The organism is Pseudomonas sp. KH_040 (genome assembly GCF_057839305.1).
In genome coordinates this window covers 1143788-1168969 of the sequence record NZ_CM174487.1, presented here as the reverse complement: position 1 = coordinate 1168969, position 25182 = coordinate 1143788, and the positions used below count along the sequence as shown (strand labels likewise).

25 protein-coding genes and 1 pseudogene are annotated in these 25182 nt (G+C 57.8%); 10 read left to right on the top strand and 16 right to left on the bottom strand.

All coding sequences use genetic code 11. The annotated features are described in order from the left end of the window. Positions 1-38: 38 nt before the first annotated feature. Complete coding sequence (locus AC3IUF_RS05075) at positions 39-974, bottom strand: glutathione S-transferase family protein (protein ID WP_095112595.1); 936 nt, start codon at positions 972-974, stop codon at positions 39-41. Positions 975-1440: 466 nt separating this feature from the next. Between AC3IUF_RS05075 and AC3IUF_RS05070 the strand changes: the two genes are divergently transcribed. Continuing rightward, the gene (locus AC3IUF_RS05070) at positions 1441-1743 is read left to right on the top strand and encodes a hypothetical protein (RefSeq protein ID WP_489281720.1); all 303 of its coding nucleotides are present in this window, start codon (positions 1441-1443) and stop codon (positions 1741-1743) included. Here the strand turns inward: AC3IUF_RS05070 and AC3IUF_RS05065 are convergent. The 5 genes and pseudogenes from AC3IUF_RS05065 to AC3IUF_RS05045 form a co-directional block, all read right to left on the bottom strand. Next, a pseudogene (locus AC3IUF_RS05065) lies at positions 1734-1957 on the bottom strand (phage portal protein); the annotation flags it as partial. The gene AC3IUF_RS05070 and the pseudogene AC3IUF_RS05065 overlap by 10 nt on opposite strands. Before the next feature lie 577 nt (positions 1958-2534). Then, the gene (locus AC3IUF_RS05060; RefSeq protein WP_489280549.1) at positions 2535-2840 is read right to left on the bottom strand and encodes a GIY-YIG nuclease family protein; all 306 of its coding nucleotides are present in this window, start codon (positions 2838-2840) and stop codon (positions 2535-2537) included. 39 nt (positions 2841-2879) lie between these two features. Continuing rightward, entirely contained in the window at positions 2880-3350 is a 471-nt protein-coding gene (locus tag AC3IUF_RS05055) for a nuclear transport factor 2 family protein (RefSeq protein WP_007909058.1), read from the bottom strand. A 204-nt stretch (positions 3351-3554) separates the two neighbouring features. Further along, positions 3555-4859, bottom strand: coding sequence for a CynX/NimT family MFS transporter (locus tag AC3IUF_RS05050; RefSeq protein ID WP_489280547.1), 1305 nt, complete (start codon positions 4857-4859; stop codon positions 3555-3557). Next, positions 4849-5508 (bottom strand): FadR/GntR family transcriptional regulator, encoded by a 660-nt coding sequence (locus AC3IUF_RS05045; protein ID WP_489280545.1) that lies wholly within the window; start codon positions 5506-5508, stop codon positions 4849-4851. The genes AC3IUF_RS05050 and AC3IUF_RS05045 overlap by 11 nt, the downstream gene beginning before the upstream one ends. Positions 5509-5674: 166 nt before the next feature. Here AC3IUF_RS05045 and AC3IUF_RS05040 point away from each other — a divergent pair, with 166 nt between their 5' ends. Further along, positions 5675-5986, top strand: a complete 312-nt coding sequence (locus tag AC3IUF_RS05040) for a type II toxin-antitoxin system MqsR family toxin (RefSeq protein ID WP_489280543.1) — start codon at positions 5675-5677, stop codon at positions 5984-5986. Next, entirely contained in the window at positions 5983-6474 is a 492-nt protein-coding gene (locus AC3IUF_RS05035) for a type II TA system antitoxin MqsA family protein (protein ID WP_007914353.1), read from the top strand. The genes AC3IUF_RS05040 and AC3IUF_RS05035 overlap by 4 nt, the downstream gene beginning before the upstream one ends. A 51-nt stretch (positions 6475-6525) precedes the next feature. Here the strand turns inward: AC3IUF_RS05035 and AC3IUF_RS05030 are convergent, their stop codons facing one another. The 4 genes from AC3IUF_RS05030 to AC3IUF_RS05015 form a co-directional block, all read right to left on the bottom strand. Then, on the bottom strand, positions 6526-7290 hold the full coding sequence (locus AC3IUF_RS05030) for an amino acid ABC transporter ATP-binding protein (protein WP_007914351.1): 765 nt from the start codon (positions 7288-7290) through the stop codon (positions 6526-6528). 11 nt (positions 7291-7301) lie between these two features. After that, complete coding sequence (locus tag AC3IUF_RS05025) at positions 7302-8396, bottom strand: amino acid ABC transporter permease (protein ID WP_007949911.1); 1095 nt, start codon at positions 8394-8396, stop codon at positions 7302-7304. A gap of 10 nt (positions 8397-8406) precedes the next feature. Then, positions 8407-9588 carry an amino acid ABC transporter permease gene (locus tag AC3IUF_RS05020; protein WP_007914329.1) on the bottom strand — a complete coding sequence of 394 codons (1182 nt, stop codon included), beginning with the start codon at positions 9586-9588 and terminating at the stop codon, positions 8407-8409. A 66-nt stretch (positions 9589-9654) separates the two neighbouring features. After that, positions 9655-10686, bottom strand: coding sequence for an amino acid ABC transporter substrate-binding protein (locus tag AC3IUF_RS05015; protein WP_007914328.1), 1032 nt, complete (start codon positions 10684-10686; stop codon positions 9655-9657). 468 nt (positions 10687-11154) lie between these two features. Between AC3IUF_RS05015 and AC3IUF_RS05010 the strand changes: the two genes are divergently transcribed. The 5 genes from AC3IUF_RS05010 (at position 11155) to AC3IUF_RS04990 (ending at position 16477) form a co-directional block, all read left to right on the top strand. Next, positions 11155-11811 (top strand): alpha/beta hydrolase, encoded by a 657-nt coding sequence (locus AC3IUF_RS05010; RefSeq protein WP_007914327.1) that lies wholly within the window; start codon positions 11155-11157, stop codon positions 11809-11811. 97 nt (positions 11812-11908) lie between these two features. After that, positions 11909-13387 (top strand): ATP-dependent RNA helicase RhlB, encoded by a 1479-nt coding sequence (rhlB, locus tag AC3IUF_RS05005; RefSeq protein ID WP_007914326.1) that lies wholly within the window; start codon positions 11909-11911, stop codon positions 13385-13387. Positions 13388-13524: 137 nt separating this feature from the next. Continuing rightward, entirely contained in the window at positions 13525-14469 is a 945-nt protein-coding gene (locus AC3IUF_RS05000; RefSeq protein ID WP_095112607.1) for an ornithine cyclodeaminase family protein, read from the top strand. 160 nt (positions 14470-14629) lie between these two features. After that, positions 14630-15757 carry an NAD(P)/FAD-dependent oxidoreductase gene (locus AC3IUF_RS04995; protein WP_489280540.1) on the top strand — a complete coding sequence of 376 codons (1128 nt, stop codon included), beginning with the start codon at positions 14630-14632 and terminating at the stop codon, positions 15755-15757. A gap of 93 nt (positions 15758-15850) precedes the next feature. Continuing rightward, on the top strand, positions 15851-16477 hold the full coding sequence (locus AC3IUF_RS04990; protein ID WP_007914317.1) for a helix-turn-helix transcriptional regulator: 627 nt from the start codon (positions 15851-15853) through the stop codon (positions 16475-16477). A 107-nt stretch (positions 16478-16584) separates the two neighbouring features. Here the strand turns inward: AC3IUF_RS04990 and AC3IUF_RS04985 are convergent, their stop codons facing one another. The 6 genes from AC3IUF_RS04985 to AC3IUF_RS04960 all read right to left on the bottom strand — a co-directional run bounded on the left by AC3IUF_RS04985 (position 16585) and on the right by AC3IUF_RS04960 (position 21856). Further along, the gene (locus tag AC3IUF_RS04985) at positions 16585-17361 is read right to left on the bottom strand and encodes an ABC transporter substrate-binding protein (RefSeq protein WP_007914314.1); all 777 of its coding nucleotides are present in this window, start codon (positions 17359-17361) and stop codon (positions 16585-16587) included. Positions 17362-17590: 229 nt separating this feature from the next. Beyond that, positions 17591-18043: a molybdopterin synthase catalytic subunit MoaE gene (gene moaE, locus AC3IUF_RS04980; protein ID WP_007914312.1), complete on the bottom strand. Its 453-nt coding sequence runs from the start codon at positions 18041-18043 to the stop codon at positions 17591-17593. A 3-nt stretch (positions 18044-18046) separates the two neighbouring features. Then, entirely contained in the window at positions 18047-18301 is a 255-nt protein-coding gene (locus AC3IUF_RS04975; RefSeq protein WP_007914311.1) for a MoaD/ThiS family protein, read from the bottom strand. After that, positions 18298-18771 carry a cyclic pyranopterin monophosphate synthase MoaC gene (gene moaC, locus AC3IUF_RS04970; protein WP_007914310.1) on the bottom strand — a complete coding sequence of 158 codons (474 nt, stop codon included), beginning with the start codon at positions 18769-18771 and terminating at the stop codon, positions 18298-18300. Before moaC ends, AC3IUF_RS04975 begins: the two co-directional genes overlap by 4 nt. A gap of 228 nt (positions 18772-18999) precedes the next feature. Next, a complete protein-coding gene (locus tag AC3IUF_RS04965; RefSeq protein WP_007914309.1) occupies positions 19000-20394 on the bottom strand; it encodes a PhoH family protein in 1395 nt (464 codons plus the stop codon). A 337-nt stretch (positions 20395-20731) separates the two neighbouring features. Continuing rightward, complete coding sequence (locus AC3IUF_RS04960; RefSeq protein ID WP_095112623.1) at positions 20732-21856, bottom strand: polysaccharide deacetylase family protein; 1125 nt, start codon at positions 21854-21856, stop codon at positions 20732-20734. A 342-nt stretch (positions 21857-22198) separates the two neighbouring features. On the opposite strand from AC3IUF_RS04960, the gene yaaA reads away from it, so the two are divergent. Both yaaA and AC3IUF_RS04950 read left to right on the top strand, forming a co-directional pair. After that, positions 22199-22978, top strand: coding sequence for a peroxide stress protein YaaA (yaaA, locus tag AC3IUF_RS04955; RefSeq protein ID WP_273914221.1), 780 nt, complete (start codon positions 22199-22201; stop codon positions 22976-22978). 810 nt (positions 22979-23788) lie between these two features. Further along, positions 23789-25105 carry a nucleotide sugar dehydrogenase gene (locus AC3IUF_RS04950; protein WP_007914305.1) on the top strand — a complete coding sequence of 439 codons (1317 nt, stop codon included), beginning with the start codon at positions 23789-23791 and terminating at the stop codon, positions 25103-25105. Positions 25106-25182 lie beyond the last annotated feature (77 nt).

Genomic DNA, 25182 nt, shown 5'->3' with positions numbered 1-25182 from the left:
TCGGTGTAGGAGCTGCCGAAGGCTGCGATCTTTTGCTTTTAGCGGGCTTCGATACGGAATCCAAAACGCGGGAAGTGCACATGCACCACGCCGCCGCGCTCGTCTTCGCGCCGAATGATCAACTCTTCGCTGCCGGCAAACAGCAACTCACCCACCACCGGATCAACCCCGTAATCCGTCGCAGCAATCGCCACCTGCTGACCAGCCTTGAAACCGTTCGGATCAACGAACTGCTCATCCGGCAATGCTGCCGGTGTCGCCTTGCGTGCAACCTCAAGCGCCTCTTCCGACGTCATCGCACTGGCTGCGCCATGACCAAAGCCCAGCACTCGCCCCAACCAGGCTGCAACCGCCGGATACTCATCCACCAGCGGTGCCGTGACGTGAGTCGCTTTCAGGAACCACATGGGATGCGCCAGTGCAAAGTCGGCAATCGACGGCTCGCCAAACAGGAAGTCACCCTGCTCGCGCTGCAACTGCTGCTCCAGCCGCGCCATGATCGTCGGCCACTGATGCTTGGCTTGTTCGGCAGACAAACGCGTGGCGCTGCCACCACTGAACAGACCGGCACGGTCGGCGATAAACGCTTTTATCGCTTCCGGTGGCAGCTTGGCGAAACGCACGGCAACCGATTCCGGCTGGAACACCAGACTCACGGCATGCTGGAACACCACCGAATCAGCCCAAGTGGCAAAACTCGCGGAGGTGAACTCCTGACCTTCAGGGAAGAACGCCGGCAAAGCCTTTTCCTGCTCCAGGCGCCGCGCGATTAACGATGTGTCGCAATAGATGTCAGCGCCAATCTGCAACACCGGTGTCTTGCGGTAGCCGCCAGTCAGCGCGGTCAGATCCGGTTTCGGCATCACCGGCGAAATATGCACCGAGCGCCACGACAAGCCTTTGAAACCCAACAGCAGGCGGGCCTTCTCGGCAAATGGGGAGGTCGGGTAGTGGTGCAGAATCAACTCGGACATGCTCGGCTCCGCCGCTCAGATAGTGAGCCAGCAGCTTAGCGCGCATTTGCTTAGCAGCCTACAGATCTGCCTGATGGGAACCAATCAGTCAGATTGATAAGAGCGCCAAAGTGATCTGGTCATCCTGACATCGCGCCAGCGCGCTGCCTTACAGATAAAGTCATAGAACTCATGCTAGTTACACGCCTTTTTTCGTATCAGTTTAAAGACACCCAGTGTTACGCGCAAAGACCCACAAATTCCTGAACCTTGGTTGCGCAAGGTTACGAGATCTTACCGGTCCGCAAACTTGCGCGTAGCCGCCACTCAATTTATCCCTAATTGAGCTACAGATAATTACGATTAGTTCTAAACACCTGTCATATCTGACAGTTGAACTAAAAAGCTTTCGCACCAACAATAAAGATCAGCACATCAGTAAAAAGTGCTCAATTAATTAAAACCATATTCAATAAGGAAACGAGAAATGGACATTAAAGTGCTTAACCGTTTGCGAGATCTTCAACAACGAGAAGACAAGTGCACAAACCACCCGTTTATCCACCCGGAATTCCCCGGAGTAAAAACCGATAAAAAATATCGATTTTTGAAATTCGATGAAGCCACTGACGACCTTACCTTACGTGAAGTCTGGGATAACGGCCCACCGGAGGACATCACCATAAAGGCCAGCACAGTTACAATCGTTGACAGGAGGAGCGATTACGGAATTAACTGTGTTGACTGGATTGAACAAAAAGAGGACTGGAAGGTATCTAAACTCATATAAACTCGATAAATCTTCTCTATACCTCCAAACCCGGCGGTATTTTCTGGCATCACTCCCGCAAACGCCGGGTTATTCGCCACGCCGCGATCACGTCATTGCGCGTGATGTTCTCGATGCGCTCGAAGTCATTTTTCGTAGCAATGTCACCCACAGGAATAATCTGAATCGCCTTATTACTGCTGCCAGGAGTATTGACGAACGGCGAGCGGAAATTTGCTGAGGATGCTGCGTTTGAGAAAGGTACCGACCGGCATACTTGGCTGCGCATTGTTTGGCAGCGATGGGGAAGGCTGTTGTCAATGATGTGGTGAAGACTCTTGCGCCTGAAAAAAGCCGTCCTGCGTAGCTCAACCTGCTGCCACTCCACGTGCCCCATTTTTTGGAGTTTTAATGCCTAACGGGATGTACTGATACAACGCGCCCTTCACCGCGTCCGGCGACGACAAAAATTGAATGAGGTCGCTAGTACAGCATGGAGCATTTACAGCCCTTCGAATTGGTATTTGAGGTCGCAGGTAAAATGAACTCACCGTCAAATTCGAATTTGGGTTGCATCTAGACAGGAGAATTTCTCGTAGGGAAAGAGTTGGAAAAACTTTTGAGGCGCAGGAGTTGAAGCACGTCCACAAAGTGTCCACACCAATTGGGATCACATTCCGAAGAGAGGGTAAATGGTGCTGGAAAACGCAACCGGAACGACCTTCCCCGCGTCTCCGTTGCCCAATTAAGTTGATGCAAAATCAACTCGGACATGCTTGAGTCGGCAGCTAAGCGCGCATCGGCTTGGCAGCCTAGATATCTGCCCGATGGGACGCGACCAGGCATTCCTTTGCGCTTTTCTTGAGCTTTTTGATCAAGCGTTCCTGACGCAACGCATCGCTCTTGTCGCGGCACAGCTCGGTGTAGACCAGCGCCATCGCCGGGCTGGAGAGGAAGAACCGTGCACCTTTGCCGCTTTGATGCTTGGCGAAACGGCGCACCGGGTCATCACTGATCCCGCAGTACAACGAACCATTGGCGGCGCGAACGAGGTAGACGAACCAGGATTTGCTCACCGGTTCGGCGACATCGACAGATTTTTCGCTAAGGCTGGTCACTTCGGGATCAAGACGTGTAGGAAACAGGCGGCGATCTTATCAGCGACCGGCCTGAAATGCCTTCAGTCCCTTCAATGCCTGGGCGCGCACGGCGTTGCGCACCAGCGGCGTCCAGCCCAGTAGCAGGCCTTTGAAACCGAGCGCCTGACGCGACCAGCGCCACAGATCAAAATGATCGTGGTGCTCGCAGATCTTGCCGTCACGGAACACGAAGCGGGCCTGGATATCGTTGACCACGACGTTGCCGGTCTGGCTGAACAGGTAGGTTGCGACCCAATGTGCACCGCCGCTGCGTTCATCGGCACGAACGTTGTCGAAGGTCAGCGAGAAGTCTTTGGCGCGGGTGGTGAGCATGCGCCACATGTCGCCGGCATCGCGGCCACGCAGTTCGCCGAAGGCCGGGTCGCTGAACACTACATCGTCGGTGTAGCAGGCGGCCATGGCTTCGGCGTCGAGGCGCTGGAAGGCCTGGTAGAAGCGGGTGATCAACGCGGCGTGGGCTTCGCTCATGGGCAATCTCCAAGATAGGTACAGATTGCCAGCACGATAGTCTGCAATGTGCAGAAACACTATCGGCATTCGCAAACCGAATACCCGCTGTACACAAAACCCATGTAGGAGTGAGCCCGCTCGCGATAGCGGAGTGTCAGTCAGCGCAACGTTGACTGGTATAAAGCTATCGCGAGCAGGCTCACTCCTACAGTTTGAACCGCGTCAGATCTTCTCGCTTTGCACTTGCACGTACAGCGCACGCCCGGCGCCAAGCCCGGCGATGATCGCACCTGTACCGGTGATGCCAAAGATCCAGCCGACGGCATTCCAGCCGCCGGTCCAGTCATGCACCACGCCGACCGCGAACGGCCCCATCGACGCCAGCGTGTAACCAAAACCCTGAGACATGCTCGACAGGTTCGCCGCGACATGTGAATCCCGCGAGCGCAACACGATCAAGGTCAGCGCCAGACTGAACGTACCGCCCTGCCCCAGACCCAACAGAATCGCCCAGCCCCACAGCCCTTCGATCGGCGCATACAGACAACCGAACAGACCGCCGAGGGTCAGCGCCATCACCACCACAATCGCCAGACGCTGATCCTTGCCGCGAGTGGCCAGCCACGGCGCAGCCAGTGAACTGGCCAGTTGAATGATCACCGAACCGGACAACACCAGACCGGCCTGGGTTGGCGTCAGTCCACGACCAATCAGGATCGACGGTAACCAGCCGAAGACGATGTAGGCCAGCGATGATTGCAGGCCCATGTACAAGGTCACTTGCCAGGCCAGCGGATCACGCAGCAGACCGCGTACGCGGTATGCAACATTGTGCGCGCCATGTTTCTGCCCGACTTGCGGCAACCAGAACACCGCTGCAACCAACGCCGGAATCACCCAGAAACCCAGGCCCATCGCCCAGCTACCACCGAAATGCTCACTCAGCGGCACGCTGGAACCTGCCGCCATCGCTGCGCCCAGGCACAGCGCCATGGTGTAGACACCGGTCATGGTGCCGGCGTGTTTGGCGAAATCGCGTTTGACGATGCCCGGCAACAGAACGCCGATGATGCCAATACTGGCACCACCCAATACGCTGCCGGCGAACAGGCCGATCTCACCGAAGTTGCTGCGCAAAATGATCCCGCCCGCCAGTGTCAGCAAAATCCCCAGCACCACCCGCTCAGCACCAAAACGTCGCGCCAGAATCGGTGCCAGTGGCGCAAACAAACCGAGGCACAACACCGGCAGCGTAGTCAGCAGACCGGCCTGAGCCGCCGACAAGCCAAGACTTTTCGACACATCGCTGAGCAGCGGCGCCATGCTCGACAGCGCCGGACGCAAGTTCAGCGCCACCAGAATCAAGCCGAGCAGCAACAACCACGGTCGGCGTACCAGCGGATGGCTTTGTTGCACTTGTTCGTCATCAGCCTCGGCGTCGATCAGCAGTTCTTCAAGTTCTGCCGTGCGCTTGGGGGTTGTGGATATCTCGTTGCGGGACATGGATTTCTCGGTTTCAAGGTTCATTGATCAACTGCCTCGATAAGGCTTTGGCCCGTTCCGGGTCGCGTTGCTCGACCGCATCGAGCAACTCGATGTGCAGGTCGAACACTTCCTGACGGCGCGGGACGATGTTCAGGGTCTGGCGCAATTGCGCGCCGACGATGCTGGAGAAATAGCGGTACAGCTCGCTGAGGGTCGGGTTGTGCGCGGCGTCGACCAAACGGCGGTGGAACACCAGATCGCAGGCGATGTAGGTGTCGAGATCGCCGTGGTAATGGCTGCCGCTGGTGCCGAGCGCCTCGCGCAATGCGACGAGGTCTTCTTCGGTACGACGTAACGCCGCCAGGCCGATGGCCTCGACTTCGAGGATGTGGCGGGTTTCCCGTGCCTGTTCCAGCGAGCATTGCGACAGCGCTTTCAGGGTATCCATCGGATCGACCACTGCGCGCAGGTAACTGCCGTCGCCCTGACGAATCTCGATCAGCCCGGAAAACGCCAATACGCGCATGGCTTCGCGCACGGTGTTGCGGCTGATGCCCAGTTCGGCGCACAGCTCGGGTTCAGTCGGCAAACGCTCGCCGACCTGCCAGGCACCGCCGTTGATGCGCTGACGAAGTTGATCCAAGGCCTGATCGACCAGGGATCGTTTGATGAGTGGAGAAATGTCTGACATAGGATTCGCCCTTTCATCCAATCATAGGATGAATTTTCTGACATGTTAGTCAGACCCGTGTAGGACGGCAACCACCTAGGGTCAATCGGAGACACATGAAGCGGTATTTTCGATTGGTCAAAATTACCCTTTAAGGGTAATTTCAGGGACAGGGTTTTGGTTTCTTATGGAAAAGAACACACCCCATTACGACTTGGCGGTGATCAAGGCGGAAGTCAGACGACTTGGCAGACAAGCTTTCACCAAGACCGCGGACAAAACCGGTCTCGATCTCGGTTTTAGCTTCGCAGAAATGCAGGAGATCGTTTTCGGGTTGCAGAACAGGATGTTGTACAAATCGATGACCACCTATGACGATCATCGAGTCTGGCAGGACGTGTATCACATCAACTCAAAAGGCCTGGAGATTTACATCAAGGTGACATACCGCCCTGCCGGCGGCGCACCGGTAATCTCCTTCAAGGAGAAAAACCCATGAAAACCCGGCAATGTTTCAGCTGTGGTGCCCGTGAGGGAATGAGGCATTTCGAGGGTCGCGGTGAGACCCTGAGTGTCAAAGGCATGGAGCGCCGCGTAGATGATCTCGCTGGCTGGGAATGCCGGCAGTGCGGGGAAATCGAGTGGGATGACGGCACCGATAGCGCTGATCGTTACACGGAAGCAGGCGATGAGCTGGTTATCGCTGCAAGACAAATGATCGGTTCCGAGATGAAGCGCATCCGGCGCAAATTGCACCTGACGCAAAAAGAGACGGTGCAACTGCTGTCAGGTGGAGGCCACAACGCATTTTCCAGGTACGAACGAGGCGAATTGCTGCCGCCGAAGGCGTTGATGCTTTTGATGCGGCTGCTGGATCGTTACCCGCACTTGCTTGCCGATGCGAAAGTCTTGGCCGAAGGGGCTGACTTGAGAGGTGCGTTCAAGTACACCGTGCACAAGGAACACGAAACCCTCACCGTTTCCTGACTCCAAAAAACAAACCCGGCACAAGGCCGGGTTGTTTTTACACACAAACCATCAATGCAAAATCTGACTCAAGAACAGCTTCGTCCGCTCGTTCTGCGGGTTATCGAAGAAGTCATTCGGCGCCGCCTGCTCAACGATTTCACCTTTATCCATGAAGATCACGCGATTGGCCACAGTCCGCGCAAAGCCCATTTCGTGAGTCACGCAAAGCATGGTCATGCCGTCTTCAGCCAGACCGATCATGGTGTCGAGTACTTCCTTCACCATCTCCGGATCGAGCGCTGAAGTCGGTTCATCGAACAGCATGATTTTCGGTTTCATGCACAGGGCGCGGGCGATCGCCACACGCTGTTGCTGACCACCGGACAGTTGCCCCGGAAACTTGTGCGCCTGCTCCGGAATGCGTACGCGTTCCAGGTAATGCATGGCGATTTCCTCGGCCTTGCGCTTGGGCATCTTGCGTACCCACATTGGCGCCAGGGTGCAGTTCTGCAGAATGGTCAGGTGCGGGAACAGGTTGAAGTGCTGGAACACCATGCCGACTTCGCGGCGGATCGCTTCGATCTGCTTGAGGTCGTTGGTCAGTTCCACGCCGTCGACGACGATGCGGCCCTGCTGGTGTTCTTCCAGACGATTGAGGCAGCGAATCGTTGTCGATTTTCCGGAACCCGACGGCCCGCACAGGACGATACGCTCGCCCTGTTTGACGTTGAGGTTGATGTCTTTCAGCACGTGGAACTGGCCGTACCACTTGTTGACGCCCTGCATCTGAATAATGCCTTCAGAACCTGCAGGCTTTTTGATTGCTTCACTCATTTACAGAACTCCTAACGCTTGTGGCCAGTGTCGAGCTTGCGTTCCAGATGCATGGAATAGCGCGACATACCAAAACAGAAAATCCAGAACACCAGGGCGGCGAACACGTAGCCTTCGGTGGCCATGCCCAGCCATTTCGGATCGGCAGCGGCTTGTTTGACGCTGTTGAGCAGGTCAAAGAGGCCGATGATGATCACCAGACTGGTGTCCTTGAACAGCGCAATGAAGGTGTTGACGATGCCGGGAATCACCAGCTTTAGGGCTTGCGGCAGAATCACCAGGCCCATCGAACGCCAGTAACCGAGCCCCATCGCTGCAGCCGCTTCGTACTGGCCTTTGGGGATCGCTTGCAGACCGCCGCGCACCACTTCGGCGACGTACGCCGACTGGAACAGGATCACGCCGATCAGTGCCCGCAGTAGCTTGTCGAAGTTCATGCCTTCAGGCAGGAACAGCGGCAGCATCACCGACGACATGAACAGCACCGTGATCAACGGCACGCCGCGCCAGAATTCGATAAAGGTCACGCAGACCACACGAATCGCCGGCATGTTCGAACGTCGCCCGAGCGCCAGCACAATCCCCAGCGGCAACGCACCGGCGATACCGACAGTGGCGATGACCAGGGTCAGCATCAGGCCGCCCCACTGGCTGGTTGCCACCGGGGTCAGACCGAAACCGCCGTGCAGCAGGGTGAAGGCAATGATCGGGTACAGCACCAGAAAGCTCAGCCCGTAGATCGCTTTACGCGGTACGCGCGAGATGAACAATGGCGCCGCGCCGATCACCGCCAGCCACACGGTCAGGTCGACACGCCAGCGCAGTTCCGTCGGGTAGTAGCCGTACATGAACTGGCCGAAACGCTGCTGAATGAACACCCAGCAGGCGCCCTCCTTGGTGCAGTCGGCGCGGGTGGTGCCAACCCAGTTGGCATCGACAATCGCCCAACTGAGGATCGGCGGCACCACGAGATAAATCAGGTAGAACGCAAACAGCGTCAGCAGGGTGTTGAGCCAGCTGGAGAACATGTTCGCGCGCATCCACGCCACCACGCCGATGCTGCTGTTCGGTGGGGGCATGTCGGGTTTGAAAGTATGAGTACTCATGCGCTTTTCCTTACCGCTCGATCAGCGCAATGCGCTTGTTGTACCAGTTCATCAGCAGGGAAATGCTGATACTGATCGCTAGGTACACGCTCATGGTGATGGCAATCACCTCGATCGCCTGACCGGTCTGGTTAAGCACCGTGCCGGCGAACAGCGACACCATTTCCGGGTAACCGATACCGGCTGCCAGCGAGGAGTTCTTCGCCAGGTTGAGGTATTGGCTGGTCAGCGGCGGAATGATCACGCGCAGAGCTTGCGGAATGATCACTTTGCGCAGGGTCGGGCCGTTGCGCAGGCCGAGGGAACGCGCGGCTTCGGTCTGGCCGTGGCTGACCGACTTGATCCCGGAACGCACGATCTCGGCGATGAACGCCGCGGTGTACACGGTCAAGGCCAGGGTCAACGCGAGCAGTTCCGGGATCAGCACCCAGCCGCCAACAAAGTTGAAGCCTTTAAGCTCGGGCATTTCCCAATGCAGCGGAGCGCCGAAGATCAGTGCGCACAAGGTCGGGATCACCAGCAGAATCGCCAGACCGACCCAGAACTTGTGAAACGGCACGCCGGTTTCTTCAAAGCGTTTGTTGGCCCAGCGGGTCATCAGCACGATGCCGACAATGGCCACCACAATGCTGATCACGAACGCCCAGAAACCATCAGCCGCCAGTGCGGCCGGCATGTTCAGGCCACGGCTGCTGACGAAGAAGGTGTCGCCGAAGTTATGGCTGTTGCGCGGCCCCGGCATGGTCAGGAACACCGCGAAGTACCAGAACAGGATTTGCAGCAGCGGCGGAATGTTGCGGAACACTTCCACATACACGGTCGCCAGTTTGCTGATGATCCAGTTCTGCGACAGCCGCGCCACACCGATGATGAACCCGAGGATCGTCGCCAGAACCACGCCGATCACGGTCACCAACAGGGTATTGAGAAGACCGATGACAAAGACGCGGGCATAGCTGTCCGCTTCGGTGTAGTCGATCAGGTGTTGAGCGATGCCGAATCCGGCACTGCGCTCCAGAAAGCCGAAACCGGAGGTAATGCCCCGGTGCTGAAGGTTGGTTTGCGTGTTGTCGAACAAGTACCAGCCCAGCGAGACCACCGCCACAACGGTGATGATCTGGAATAGCCACGCACGCACTCGTGGATCGCTGAGGCTGAGCCTCTGCTTTGGTGCGCCGATTGAATTTTGCATGAAGTGCCCCGGAAAAAATGGAACAAGAACATCACCCGGCGGTTGGCCCACCGGGTGATAGAACCATTAGCGCACTGGTGGTGCGTACTGAATGCCGCCGTTGTTCCACAGGGCGTTCAAGCCGCGGTCGATTTCCAGCGGAGTGCTCTTGCCGAGGTTTTTCTCGAAGATCTCGCCGTAGTTGCCGACTTGTTTGACGATCTGCACAACCCAGTCTTTCGGCAGTTTCAGGTCTTTGCCGTATTCGCCGTCAGCGCCGAGCATACGGGCGACGTCCGGGTTCTTGGTCGATTTGGCTTCAGCTTCGACGTTCTTCGAAGTGATGCCGGCTTCTTCGGTGTTGAGCAGCGCGTAGCCAACCCAACGGACGATGGCCAGCCACTCGTCGTCGCCATTACGTACGACCGGGCCCAGTGGTTCTTTGGAAATGGTTTCCGGCAGAACCACGTAGTCCTTCGGCGATGCCAGCTTGGAGCGCTGGGCGAACAGTTGGGACTTGTCGGAGGTCAGCACGTCGCAACGACCGGATTCCAGCGATTTGGCGCTTTCATCGGAGGTGTCGAAAGTGATCGGGGTGTATTTCAGACCGTTGCCACGGAAGTAGTCGGAAACGTTCAGCTCGGTGGTGGTACCGGCCTGGATGCAGATGGTTGCACCGTCCAGCTCTTTGGCACTCTTCACGCCCAGCTTGTTGTTCACCAGGAAGCCGATGCCGTCGTAGTAGGTAATGAAGCCCGGGAATTTCAGGCCCATGCCCGCGTCACGCGAACTGGTCATGGTGGTGTTGCGCGACAGGATGTCGATCTCGCCCGATTGCAGCGCGGTGAAGCGCTCCTTGGCGTTCAACTGACTGAACTTGACCTTGGTCGCGTCGCCGAATACGGCAGCGGCCACAGCGCGGCAGACGTCAGCGTCGATCCCGAGGATCTTGCCGGTCGCGTCCGGTACCGAGAAGCCCGGCAGACCGTCGCTCACGCCACACTGCACGAAACCTTTCTTCTGCACTGCATCCAGGGTTGCACCCGCCTGAGCGAACCCGCTGACACCGAGTACTGTTGCTGCAGTCACGATGGCCAGGGTGGATTTCAACATCTTCATTCAAACCTCCAGTTTTGCTCTTGTTGTGTCGGAGCTTGAGTCCAGTCGCACCCTTTTGAGGCGTTGTTGACCCGTGTTGGCTTTTTTTGGGGTCAACCGACGTAAGACCTTCGCTATGAGTCTAGTAGGAGAAAATCCACATCATGGACAACTCACTTCTCACCAATCGGCCGAACGGGCTGTAGCCCTTTCACGTTCGCTGCGCCCGTAGCGGCCATTGGCGAACATCCATCACCGGATTCTTTGCCATCCCGTCGCGGGTCGTACACTGATAGTGTTACCGCCACGCGTAGGATGCTTCGTACAGAACCTTCCATAGCAAAGCCCGTACCACACCTGTCACGGAATCGATTCGGCGACAGGTCAATAGCAAAACTTGTAACCTTGCGACATCTTCTTAACGGATCAACCGGGCGCGCACTCGAATCACGCACTTATTGAGAGCGCCCGCACATATTTGGAGCAGACATGACCGAGCCCTTGATTCTTCAGCCTGTTAAGCCCGCAGACGCCTGCGTGATCTGGCTGCACGGCCTCGGCGCCGACCGCTACGACTTCTTGCCGGTAGCGGAAGCGTTGCAGGAAAGCCTGCTGAGCACACGCTTCGTGCTGCCGCAGGCGCCGACGCGTCCAGTGACCATAAATGGCGGATATGCCATGCCCAGTTGGTACGACATTAAAGCCATGAGCCCGGCGCGAGCGATCGACCGTGATGAGCTGGAAGCGTCGGCGGATCGCATCATCGAATTGATCGAAAACCAGCGCGCCAGCGGAATAGACGCCTCGCGGATTTTCCTTGCCGGTTTTTCCCAGGGCGGCGCTGTCGTTTTGCACACCGCTTTTGTGAAATGGCAAGGCGCACTCGGTGGCGTACTTGCTCTGTCGACCTATGCACCGACGTTCAGCGATGACATGCAGCTTTCAGCCAGTCAGCAGCGGATTCCCGCGATATGCCTGCACGGTCAGTTCGACGGCGTGGTACAGAACTCGATGGGACGCAGCGCCTACGAGCATTTGGTGAAGCATGGTGTCACCGTGACATGGCAGGAATACCCAATGGAGCACGAAGTGTTACCCGAGGAAATTCGCGACATCGGCGTCTGGTTGAGCGAACGCCTGCGCTAAGCGTCGAGATTAAAATCACCCTTTGATCCCTCCTACTACGCCGCGCCCGTTTCTTGCATTACACTGGCCGGCGTACATTCCTTAACCAATTGATGAGATGACCGTGCTCGAAGCACTCAAGAAAATGTTCGGTAAAAGCGAGGCTGAGCAGCTCGCGCCAGTTCCCAGTGCGCCGTCGCACGCCCCCGGTCATCGCAACGATGCGCCCCAGGCCGACCGCCCCGCTGCCGTAGCAGCACCGAAGCAAGACCCGAAACCCGCTCCGGCCGCGCCAATCGCCGCCGAGCCTGCGCGCAGTGAAGAGCCGAAACCGGCCAGAGCGCGTCGCGAACCAAAGCCCAAGGCCCCGGTCATTCCATGGAAACTCGAAGATTTCGTTGTCGAGCCACAGGAAGGCAAAACCCGCTTCCACGATTTCAATCTTTCACCAGAACTGATGCATGCCATTCAGGATCTGGGCTTCCCGTACTGCACGCCGATCCAGGCGCAAGTGCTGGGTTTCACCCTCGCCGGCAAAGACGCCATTGGTCGCGCGCAGACCGGTACCGGCAAGACCGCCGCGTTCCTGATCTCGATCATCACCCAACTGCTGCAAACGCCGCCGCCGAAAGAACGCTACATGGGCGAACCCCGTGCGCTGATCATCGCGCCGACCCGTGAGCTGGTGGTGCAGATCGCCAAGGACGCCGCTGACCTGACCAAATACACCGGTCTCAACGTCATGACGTTCGTTGGCGGCATGGACTTCGACAAGCAGCTCAAGCACCTCGAAGCGCGTCACTGCGACATTCTCGTGGCGACCCCCGGCCGCCTGCTCGACTTCAACCAGCGCGGCGACGTGCACCTGGACATGGTCGAAGTGATGGTGCTGGACGAAGCCGACCGCATGCTCGACATGGGTTTCATCCCGCAAGTACGCCAGATCATTCGCCAGACCCCGCCGAAGTCCGAGCGCCAGACCCTGCTGTTCTCCGCGACCTTCACCGAAGACGTGATGAACCTGGCCAAGCAATGGACGACCGATCCGTCCATCGTCGAAATCGAAGTCACCAACGTCGCCAGCGAAAACGTCGAGCAACACATCTACGCCGTGGCCGGTGCCGACAAGTACAAATTGCTCTACAACCTGGTCAACGATAATGGCTGGGAGCGGGTGATGGTCTTCGCCAACCGCAAGGACGAAGTGCGCCGTATCGAAGAGCGTCTGGTGCGCGACGGTGTGAATGCTGCGCAGTTGTCCGGCGATGTGCCGCAACACAAACGCATCAAGACCCTCGAAGGTTTCCGCGAAGGCAAGATTCGCGTGCTCGTCGCCACCGATGTGGCCGGTCGCGGCATTCACATCGACGGCATCAGCCACGTGATCAACTTCACCCTGCCGGAAGTCCCGGACGACTACGTGCACCGCATTGGCCGGACCGGTCGTGCTGGCGCCGATGGCGTGTCGATCAGCTTCGCCGGTGAAGACGACTCCTATCAGTTGCCGTCCATCGAAGAGAAGCTCGGTCGCAAGATCAGTTGCGAAACGCCACCGACACATCTGTTGCGCGCGGTCGAGCGCAAGCGTCCGCAGTAAGCGACACTTGAAGGAAAAGCGCAGCCGGCCACGGACTGCGCTTTTTTTTTCGTCCGGCATTTCATCAGGCGCTTGCGAGAGATAACTAAAAGTCCATAATAGACAAATTAGTTTATATCCAGACTCCGGAGCCTGATATGTCCAGTACGCCCTACGTGATCGACCAACATCAGGCCCGCGAGCTGCTGGCGCGCATTGATGTGCCGCAGATCCTGCGCAAGCTGTTCCGCGATCTCGCTGCCGGACACGCCGTGCAACCAGCGCAGCAACTGGTGGAGTTCCCGCAGGGTGCCGGCGACTTCATCAACTATCTGGGCGTGTTGGCCGAGGACGGGGTTTACGGCGTGAAGACCTCGCCGTACATCGTTCGCGAGCAGGGTGCGCTGGTAACCGCGTGGACATTGTTGATGTCGATGAAAACCGGGCAGCCGTTGCTGTTGTGTGATGCCGGTGAACTGACCACCGCGCGTACTGCAGCGACTACCGCAGTGGCAGTCGACGCCCTTGCACCGCTGAATGCCACACGACTGGCAATCATCGGCAGTGGCAAGGTTGCGCAGGCGCATCTGCACTATGTGAAATCGCTGCGTGACTGGCAGAGCATCAGCGTGCATTCACCGTCTCTGCTCGAAGACGCTGATACTCAGGCACGGTTGAAAGCCATCGTTGCCGATCTGAACATTGCCGACAACCGCGAAGCCGCCCTTGCCGAGGCCGATGTGATCATGCTCTGCACCTCGTCCGCCGGACCGGTGATCGATCCTGCCGCATTGAGCAAGCCGGCACTGATCACTTCGATCAGCACCAACGCCCCACGCGCCCACGAAGTTCCACCGCAGAGCCTCAACGACATGCAGGTGTTCTGCGACTATCGTCTGACCACGCCGGGTTCGGCGGGCGAGATGTTGATTGCCAGCGAACAGCATGGCTGGAGCAAGGATTCGATTGTCGGCGACCTCGCCGATCTGCTCAGCGAAAAAGTGCAGCGCCCGGATTACGACCGCCACGTGTTTTTCCGCTCAATCGGCTTGGGCCTGGAAGACATTGCTCTGGCCAATGCGATTTACCACCTGAACAACTGACCACTGTAGGAGCTGCCGAAGGCTGCGATCTTTTGATCTTGATCTTAAAAAACCAGATCAAAAGATCGCAGCCTTCGGCAGCTCCTACAGGGATCGCATTCCGATTGGGGAGTTGCCAATGACAGATCCCCAGAGAACCCCGATAGTTTTGGAGTTTTTCATGAGCCAGGCAGATTTCATCATCATCGGCGGCGGGATTGCCGGCGCTTCCACCGGTTTCTGGCTGTCGCCGCACGCTAAAGTGATCGTGCTCGAACGCGAATCCCACCCGGCCTATCACTCCACCGGGCGCTCCGCCGCGCTGTTCACTGCCGCGTACGGCACACCGCAAGTGCGTACACTGACGCAGGCCAGCCGGGCGTTCTTCGACAATCCGCCAAGCGGTTTCTGCGAACACCCATTGCTGACCCCGCGCGGCGAAATGACCGTCGACTTCAGCGGTGACGCCGCCGAACTCAATAACCAATACCTCAGCGCCAAAGCCACGGTGCCGGAGATGCAACTGCTCAGCGCCGACGAAGCCTGCGCGCGGCTACCGATCCTGCGTCGGGAAAAAGTCCACGGCGCGATCTACGATCCGAGCGCCAGCGACATCGACACCGACGCCTTGCATCAGGGCTACCTGCGCGGCATCCGTCGCAATAACGGTGAAGTGCATACCGATTGCGAAGTACTCGGCCTGAGCCGCGACGCCGACGGCCTCTGGCACGTGCAAACCAACGGCCAGACTTTCAGCGCACCGATGATCATCAACGCCGCTGGCGCCTGGGCCGACAAAATCGGCGTTTTGGCCGGTGCCAAGCCGCTGGGCCTGCAACCGAAACGCCGCGCCGCATTTATTTTCGCCGGCCCCGAAGGCGTCGATATTCATCACTGGCCAATGCTGGTCAGCCTCGACGAATCCTTCTATATGAAGCCTGACGCCGGCATGTTCCTCGGCTCGCCGGCCAACGCCGACCCGGTCGAACCTCACGATGTGCAGCCGGAAGAACTGGACATCGCCATGGGCATCTACCAGATCGAAGAAGCCACGACGCTGACCATCCGCCGCCCGACCCGCACCTGGGCCGGGCTGCGCAGTTTCGTTGCCGACGGTGATCTGCTCAGCGGTTTCGATCCGCAGGTGCCAGGTTTATTCTGGGTCGCCGCGCAAGGTGGCTACGGCATCCAGACTTCGCCGGCGATGGGCCAGGCCAGCGCGGCGTTGGTGCGTGGTCAGCCGCTGCCCGAGCACTTGCTGCAGTTCGGCCTGAGCAGCGCCATGCTCTCCCCTGCCCGCCTCGCCTGATCGTCCCCCCGGATGACGCGTCCAACGGATTGCGGCACACTCGCACCGCCTCCTGATCACGGGGGCGTTGACGCTGCCTGGAGCTCCACTGTCATGACCGCCCCTGAATTCGACCCGGCGCTGGATAACTTCCGCGCCATCGCCGATGCCATCGCCACGCTGTTCTTTCCGCACGCCGAAGTGGTGCTGCACGACCTGCGCACGCAGAAGGTCGACTACATCGCCAACAACCTGTCCAAACGCGAGATCGGCGACGACTCGTCACTGGAAGACATGCTCAGCGAGGATGTCAGCGACCGCAATATCGGCCCGTACGAAAAGCTCAATTGGGATGGCCAGAAGATCCGTAGCCTGAGCAGCGTCCTGCGCGACAGCGAAGGCCTGCCGCTGGCGGTACTGTGCATCAATCTGAATATTTCGCTGTTCGAGAATGCCAAGGCAGCGCTGGACCTGTTCCTCTCACCGAGCAAACTGATCCCGCAACCGGATTCACTGTTTCGCGATGACTGGCAGGAACGCATCAACACCTTCCTTCACGCCTGGCTGCGCGAGCGGCAACTGAGCCTGAATGTGCTGACTCGCGATCACAAACGTGAACTGGTGCTGGCGCTACACGCCGAGGGAGCGTTCAAGGGCAAGAGTGCCTCGAACTATGTGGCCAATGTGCTGAACATGGGGCGGGCGACGGTGTACAAGCATTTGAAGGAATTGAAAGGCTAGAGATTTGCGGTGATTTCTCTGACGCCATCGCTGGCAAGCCAGCTCCCACAGGTTTTGTGTACGCCGCAAATCCTTGTGGGAGCTGGCTTGCCAGCGATAGCGGACTATCAGTCGCCGTAGATGTCGGACTTGAAGTACTTCTCGGAAATTTTCTGGTACTCGCCACTCGCGCGAATGCCATCAATGGCGCCATTCAACTGGCTAACCAGTTCAGCATTGCCCTTGCGCACCGCAATCCCCGCGCCCTCGCCCACGTACTTCGGATCCTTCAACTCAGGCCCGACAAACGCATAACCCTTGCCACGCGGCATCGACAGGAAGTCATTGAGTGGAATGGTGTCAGCAAAAATCGCATCCAGCCGCCCCGCCGCCAGATCCATGTAAATCTCTTCGTTGTTGCTGTAGCGCTTGACGTTGATGCCCTTCGGTTCGAACACCTCGGTGGCATAACGATCGGTGGTGGTCGCGCGCTGCACGCCGACATTCTTGCCCTTCAGGCTGGCGTATTGATCGTCGACGGTGGCGCCTTCCTTCATCACGAGGCGTGACGAAGTGAAGTAATACTTGTGAGTGAAATCCACCGACTTCTTGCGGTCTTCGTTGATCGTCATCGATGACAGCGCCATGTCGATTTTCTTCACTTTCAGCGAAGGAATCAGGCCGTCAAACTCACCTTCGACCCACACGCACTTGACCTTCATCTGCGCGCACAGGGCGTTGCCGATGTCGTAGTCGAAACCGACTATTTCACCTTTATCGGTTTTCGAGGCGAATGGCGGGTAAGCGGCTTCGATACCGATGCGCAGGGTTTGCTCGGCGGCGAACACGCTGGCGGAGGCCAACAGGCTGAGGGCCAGACCGGTGATGAGGGGGAGTTTCTTCATGTTCGTTCTCTCGCGGGTTGTTGTTGGTTTGGCAAGATGAAGGAGAGCAGCTGCTAGCGGGGAGCTTCGAGCGGCAAGATTGAAGCATGTTGTACTTGTAAATCCATCTTGGACTTATATGTACAAATCGTCAATTCGGGGCAGAAGCAAAAAGATCGCAGCCTTCGGCAGCTCCTACAGGGGTATGCCGACCCAATGTAGGAGCTGCCGAAGGCTGCGATCTTTTGATTTACTTCTTCCAGCGATCCGCCGCTGCATGATCACTGTCCCGCCCTTCAACCCATCGCGGCCCGTCGCTGGTGTTTTCCTTCTTCCAGAACGGTGCGCGGGTTTTCAGGTAGTCCATGACGAAGGCACAAGCATCGAAGGCGGCCTGGCGATGGGCACTGGCAGCGCCGACAAACACGATCGGTTCGCCCGGTTCCAGTGCACCGATGCGATGCAGCACTTCCAGCTTCAACAGCGGCCAGCGCTGCTCGGCTTCGCTGGCGATCTTGCCGAGGGCTTTTTCGGTCATGCCCGGATAGTGCTCGAGGAACATTCCCGCTACATCCAGGCCATCGTTGAAATCGCGCACGTAGCCGACAAAACTCACCACTGCGCCGACGCCGACATTGGCCGCGTGCATCGCGTTGACTTCAGCGCCCGGATCGAACGGCGTGGCCTGCACGCGAATAGCCATGGTTCAGCCTCCGGTCACGGTAGGGAAAAACGCAACTTCGTCGCCATCGGTCACTGGTTCGTCGAGCTGGCAGAGGTCTTCGTTGCGTGCACACATCAGGTTTTGTTCGCTCAGCACCTCGGCGCCGTCACGTTGCGCCTGCATTTGAAGAACATGTGCTCGCACGTCGTCGACGGTAGCGAAATCACCCTCAACCTTCAGCGAGTCCACACCCAGCGCTTCACGGTAACGGGCAAAAAACTTCACGGTCAGGTTCATGGCTGCTCCGCTTGAAAGTGGCCGCTCTTGCCGCCGACCTTCTCCAGCAAGCGCACGCTTTCGATGGTCATGCCACGATCGACGGCTTTGCACATGTCGTAGATGGTCAGGGCGGCGACACTGGCGGCGGTCAGCGCTTCCATCTCGACGCCGGTCTGCCCGGACAGTTTGCAGCGGGCGACGATGCGCACGGTGTCTTCGCCATCAGCGCTGAGTTCGACTTTGACGCCAGTGAGCATCAGCGGGTGGCAGAGGGGAATCAGATCACTGGTTTTCTTCGCCGCTTGAATGCCGGCAATGCGCGCCACGGCGAACACGTCACCCTTTGGGTGGCCGCCGCTGACGATCATCTGCAGCGTTGCGGGGAGCATGCGCACCAGCGCTTGGGCCGTCGCTTCACGGAACGTCACGGCTTTTTCGGTGACGTCGACCATGTTGGCGCGACCTTGGGAATCGAGATGAGTCAGCACGGGATTACTCCTGATCAGGAGCGTGGATTGTAAACCTGCGGGTCAAATTTCCGCACGCACGAATATGGTGTTCTTCGTGTAGGAGCTGCCGAAGGCTGCGATCTTTTGACTTTGATTTTTAAAAACAAGATCAAAAGATCGCAGCCTTCGGCAGCTCCTACATTGGGATTTGTGCAGGGGCATAAAAAACCGGGCGGCTTTGAGGGCCGCCCGGTTTTGGGTGAAGGGTTACAAATGCGATTCGGCGTATTCAGCCAGAATCGAGCGAGGCACCCCTTGCAGGGTGATGTGCACACCGTTGGGGAAATCCTTGAAACGTTCGGTCAGGTAGGTCAGCCCGGAGCTGGTCGCGGACAGGTAAGGGGTGTCGATCTGTGCGAGGTTACCCAGGCACACCACTTTCGAACCGGCGCCGGCACGGGTGATGATGGTTTTCATCTGGTGCGGTGTGAGGTTCTGGCATTCGTCGATCAGAATCAGGCTCTGCTGGAAGCTGCGACCGCGAATGTAGTTGAGCGATTTGAACTGCAACGGCACTTTGCTGAGGATGTAATCGACGCTGCCATGGGTGTTTTCGTCATCCATGTGCAAGGCTTCGAGGTTGTCGGTGATGGCGCCCAGCCAAGGCTCCATTTTTTCCGCTTCGGTGCCGGGCAGGAAGCCGATTTCCTGGTCCAGACCCTGCACGCTGCGGGTGGCAATGATGCGGCGATAACGCTTGCTGACCATGGTCTGCTCGATCGCTGCGGCCAGTGCCAGAATGGTTTTCCCGGAACCGGCGGCACCCGACAGATTGACCAGATGAATGTCCGGATCCAGCAGCGCGTACAACGCCAGACTCTGATAGATGTCGCGCGGTTTAAGCCCCCAGGCCTCTTGGTGCAGCAGCGGTTCCTGGTGCAGATCGAGGATCAGCAGCTTGGCCTCATCAATCTCCTTGATCCAGCCGACAAAGCCCTGTTCATCAATGATGAACTCGTTGATGTGCACTGCCGGCAAGTTGTCGATCAGTTGCACTTGATGCCAGGTGCGGCCGTGATCCTGACGGGTGTCGACCTTGCTCACGCGGTCCCAGAAGGAGCCGGTCATGTTGTGGTAGCCGTTGGGCAGCAGGGACACATCATCGACCAGTTGGTCGGTGCTGTAATCCTCGGCATCGATGCCACAGGCGCGCGCCTTGAGGCGCATGTTGATGTCTTTGGTGACCAACACGACCGGTTTCTTCGGATCGCGGGTATGCAGGTCGATCAGTTGGTTGATGATTTTGTTGTCGTTCAGATGCTCGGGCAGAATCAGGTTCGATTCGGCCTGTTTGCTCATCAGAATTGACAGCAAGCCCTTCGGCCCGCCTTTGCCGCGCTGGATCGGCACACCCAGTTCGACGTCTTCCGGGGACGCATCGCCCAGGGTCTTGTCGATCAGCCGGATGGCCTGACGGCATTCAGCGGCCACGCTGTGATGCCCGCTCTTGAGCTTGTCCAGCTCTTCAAGCACGGTCATCGGGATCGCGACGTGGTGTTCTTCGAAATTCAGCAGGGCGTTTGGATCGTGAATCAATACGTTGGTATCGAGTACATAAAGGATTGGCTGGTTGGAGGAAGGGCTACGTCCGTGATCATCCATACTCGGTCACCTTTGTCAGAGCCAGTAGACGCAATACCTGAGCGGTGCTGCGCCTCGAAGTGACTGCCGAAATCTCACCTGCGGAGATTCAAGTGACTGCAAACAAACGGGTCTTGGAAGACGCCACCTGTGTTGCAGGTTTCGGCGGTCTGTCTTCGTAATACTCCAAAACCGATGACATAAAAAAGTACTTTGACGGTTTTTTTAAGTTTATTTTGCAGAGTGACGAAAAGCCCTTGGCGGACTGTCCATAGCCCGCTAAAGTCGGAAGTCCACCTGCACCGAAATTCCGTAAAAAATCGCCCCAAGCCCAATGTTTCCGGGCTTTTGCCGTTTCTCAGCGAAACGCGTCCTGACAGTCCTCCCAACCGATGCCGCTTTGCGCGGTTTGCGTGATCAGCCACGGCAACGAGGTCTTCACCGCGTCTTGTTTCATGTTGAAATTGATTACCCCGTGGCGCCACAACAGCATCAGGGTCAGCACCCGCTGCGCACTCGGCGCGCCCTTGAGTTTGCCCGCGCCGTCCTGGGCATCGATGTCCCACAGCGCCACTTGCAGGCCCTGGGTGTTGAAGAAACCTTGCGCATCGCTGCGGCGCTGCCCTTCCGGCGGACGGAACAGCGGCACGTAGTTTTCCGGCAACTTGTTCTTCACCAGATCAGCGCTGCGCCGCACCGAATCCTGCCAGTCCTGCCAGTGGCTGTGGGAGCGGAACTCCCAACCTTGAACGCCGACGCACTGTTTCGAGAACTCTGCTTGCAGGCTGCTGACCGAGCGATCAGCCAGCCGCGCCTGAATATCCTTGCCCAAGACAAAGAATGTGCCGCTCAGGTTTGCCTTGCGCAGGTATTCGGTGAGCCAACCGGTGTTGTCCGGTTGCAGGTTGGCGGCGCTGTCGAACGTCAGCAGAAACAGGCGGTCGTGCATCTCGTCGCCGTTGCGCTCGTAGTCTCCGAAACGATCGAATTCGTTGCTGGTCTGTGGGGACAGAGCGGCCTTGCGCAGCAACTCGTCGAGATATTGCACATGGAAGATCCGGCTCGGTTCGGCCCACTTGGTGTAATAACTGTCGTCGCTGACCACGAACTTGGCGGCTTGCTCGCGCAGCGTCGGCAGGTCTTCGACAAGGAAACAGAACGAGGCGTCCTGATCACAGCTTTGCTGGGCGTAGTTGTAGTTGGCCAGCAGACGCTGCCAGAGGCGTTGACGCAGAATATTGACCGCATCGATGTTGACCGTGCGCAAGCCCAGACGCGGACCCAGAGCAGCCTCGTCCATCGACTCAGTGCCCAGCAGGACACGGGCGAACATGAGGATTTCCGCCCGTGAGGCCACGTCAAACAGCGTCGGGTTGCTGAGCTGCTCTGGCCAGGTACTGCGATCCAGCGTCGCCACATCGCCCGGCGCCGCGACGGCACCGACGCTCAACAGCCACGCGGTGAATAAAAGAACAATGCGCAAAAGGGATGTCTCCATAACAAAACCCGCGCGGCACTATAGCTGATGTGCAAGGCTGAAGGACGCCGCCCTCACCCCAGCCCTCCCGAAACGTCGGACCGCCCGGGGGGAGAGGGAGCTGACCGAGTATCGCTTTCGATATCCGCCAATCGGAACTACCGAGTCGCACTCAAATTTTGAAATCAGTGAGATCGGCTCCCTCTCCCTCTGGGAGAGGGCTGGGGTGAGGGAAACATCCACCAGCCGTCGCAAATGCCCAAGCTTCCCCACACCTATTGCCCCCATAGCTGGAGTCAACTCGGACAACCCCCTAGAATCGCCCCCACGATTAAAGGAGACGACTTCATGCTGATGGTGATTTCCCCCGCCAAGACCCTCGATTACGAAACACCGCCGGCGACCCAGCGCTTCACCCAGCCGCAATACCTTGACCACTCGCAGGAACTGATCCAGCAACTGCGCGACCTGACGCCTGCACAAATCAGCGAGCTGATGCATGTGTCCGACAAGATCGGCGGGCTCAACGCCGCGCGTTTCGGCAGCTGGACGCCTGCGTTCACCCCGGACAACGCCAAACAGGCGCTGCTCGCCTTCAAGGGCGACGTCTACACCGGTCTCGACGCACAGTCCTTCAGCGAAGCCGATTTCGATTACGCGCAAAAACACCTGCGCATGCTCTCCGGCCTCTATGGCTTGCTGCGCCCGCTCGACCTGATGCAACCGTATCGCCTGGAAATGGGCACCAAACTGGCCAACGCCCGGGGCAAGGACTTGTACGCTTTCTGGGGCACGCGCATCAGCGAATGGCTGAACGAAGCGCTGGTCGATCAGGGCGACGATGTGCTGCTCAACCTTGCGTCCAACGAGTACTTCTCGGCGGTCAAACGCACGGCCCTGAACGCGCGGATCATCAACACCGAGTTCAAGGACCAGAAGAACGGCCAGTACAAGATCATCAGCTTCTACGCGAAGAAAGCGCGGGGCCTGATGAGCCGTTTCGTGATTCAGGAAAAGATCAACGATCCGGCCCTGCTCAAGCAGTTCGATGTACAGGGTTATCGCTACAGCGCCGAGCAGTCGAAACCGGACAATCTGGTGTTTTTGCGCGACCACGCCCCCGAATAAAGCATGCCCAATGCACGACTCTTTCTATAAAGAGTCGTGCAGCTCGCACGATGTCAAAAAACCCTCGCCACATTTCGCCATTTTAATGGCGCCAGAAAATCCTCCCTGTCTTTTCTAAGATTAGTTTCACTCGACACTGATCATTTTTTTCAGTAGTGGCACCTAAATTTTTTCACCGTAGTGGCACAAAACTATCTAACGTGATTTTTCGCCTGTTATTAAAGGTCGAAAACGAAAGTGCTATCAAATTGAGACTAGTGCCATCTCTGACAATATTTCAAGAAATTTCAGATTTCGCGATGAGCGGGCAGGAACTTCGTTCGAATGCATAGCTCATACCACCGGTAACGATTCTCGCCGAGTTTGTACGAGATAACTTACGCGGAGCAGATGGCCATGTAACCAAGTTGTCACAGCAACTTGCCTAGATGACTAACTAGTCTCAAAACAGACGATGGACAGGAGATACGCACCATTAATATCCCCTACAAAGGCCATGGCCGCGCCCTTATAAACGTGCTCGCCTGAGCACCCAACCGCTTGATTTACGGGACTTTCATCCCGACATCGAGCGCGCAAGACGATTGCACAAGAGTCTTCTCCAAAGAAGATCGGATGCATAACAGGGCACGTCATAACAACAAGGCCTGGTTACGCACATCTTGAGTGCACTTATTTAGACACTCGAAACTTAGTATGCCTGCACACGGCATTGTGGCGCCTGTATGCCGCACTTTCGAGTGCACTAATGAACGCTGAACACCATTAACTCCGGCCCTCTAAGGCCTGATATATACAGAGGTAATTGCGATGCGCATCAGCATATTTGGTTTGGGTTACGTTGGCGCAGTATGTGCCGGTTGCCTGTCTGCACGGGGCCATGACGTAGTTGGCGTCGATGTTGCCAAAGACAAGATCGACATGATCAATGCCGGCAAATCGCCGATTGTTGAACCGGGCCTGGGCGAACTTCTGCAACAGGGTATCCAGACCGGTCGTCTGCGTGGCACGACCAACTTCGCCGAGGCGATTCGCGACACCGACCTGTCGATGATCTGCGTCGGTACGCCGAGCAAGAAGAACGGCGACCTCGAACTGAACTACATCGAAGCGGTATGCCGCGAGATCGGTTTTGTCCTGCGTGAAAAAACCACTCGCCACACCATCGTCGTGCGCAGCACCGTACTGCCGGGCACTGTTGCCAACGTGGTGATCCCGATTCTCGAAGACTGCTCGGGCAAGAAAGCCGGCGTCGACTTCGGCGTTGCGGTCAACCCTGAGTTCCTGCGTGAATCCACCGCGATCGCCGACTACGACCTGCCACCGATGACCGTCATCGGCGAGTTCGACAAGGCCTCGGGCGACGTTCTGCAATCGCTGTACGAAGAACTCGACGCACCGATCATCCGCAAGGACATCGCCGTCGCCGAGATGATCAAGTACACCTGCAACGTCTGGCACGCAACCAAAGTGACCTTCGCCAACGAGATCGGCAACATCGCCAAAGCGGTCGGCGTCGATGGCCGTGAAGTGATGGAAGTGGTCTGCCAGGACAAGACCCTCAACCTGTCCCAGTACTACATGCGCCCAGGCTTCGCCTTCGGCGGTTCGTGCCTGCCAAAAGACGTGCGCGCCCTGACCTACCGCGCCGGTTCCCTGGACGTCGAAGCGCCGCTGCTCAACTCGCTGATGCGCAGCAACGAATCGCAAGTGCAGAACGCCTTCGACATCGTTGAAAGCCACGACAAACGCAAAGTCGCCCTGCTCGGCCTGAGCTTCAAGGCCGGCACCGACGATCTACGCGAAAGCCCGCTGGTGGAACTGGCCGAGATGCTGATCGGCAAGGGTTACGACCTGAGCATCTACGACAGCAACGTCGAGTACGCCCGAGTTCACGGCGCGAACAAGGACTACATCGAGTCGAAGATCCCGCACGTTTCGTCCCTGCTCAACGCGGACTTCGATTCGGTGATCGACAACTCCGACGTGATCATCCTCGGCAACCGCGACGAGAAGTTCCGCCCGTTGGCCCAGCAAGCGCCGCACGGCAAGCAGGTCATCGACCTGGTCGGCTTCATGGCCAAAGCCACCGACGCCGGTACGCGCACCGAGGGTATCTGCTGGTAATGCAGACCTAAGCGACAAGCTTCGAGCTGCAGGACTTGCAGCTCGGAGCTTGCAGCTTGAAGCCTCCCTTACCTTCG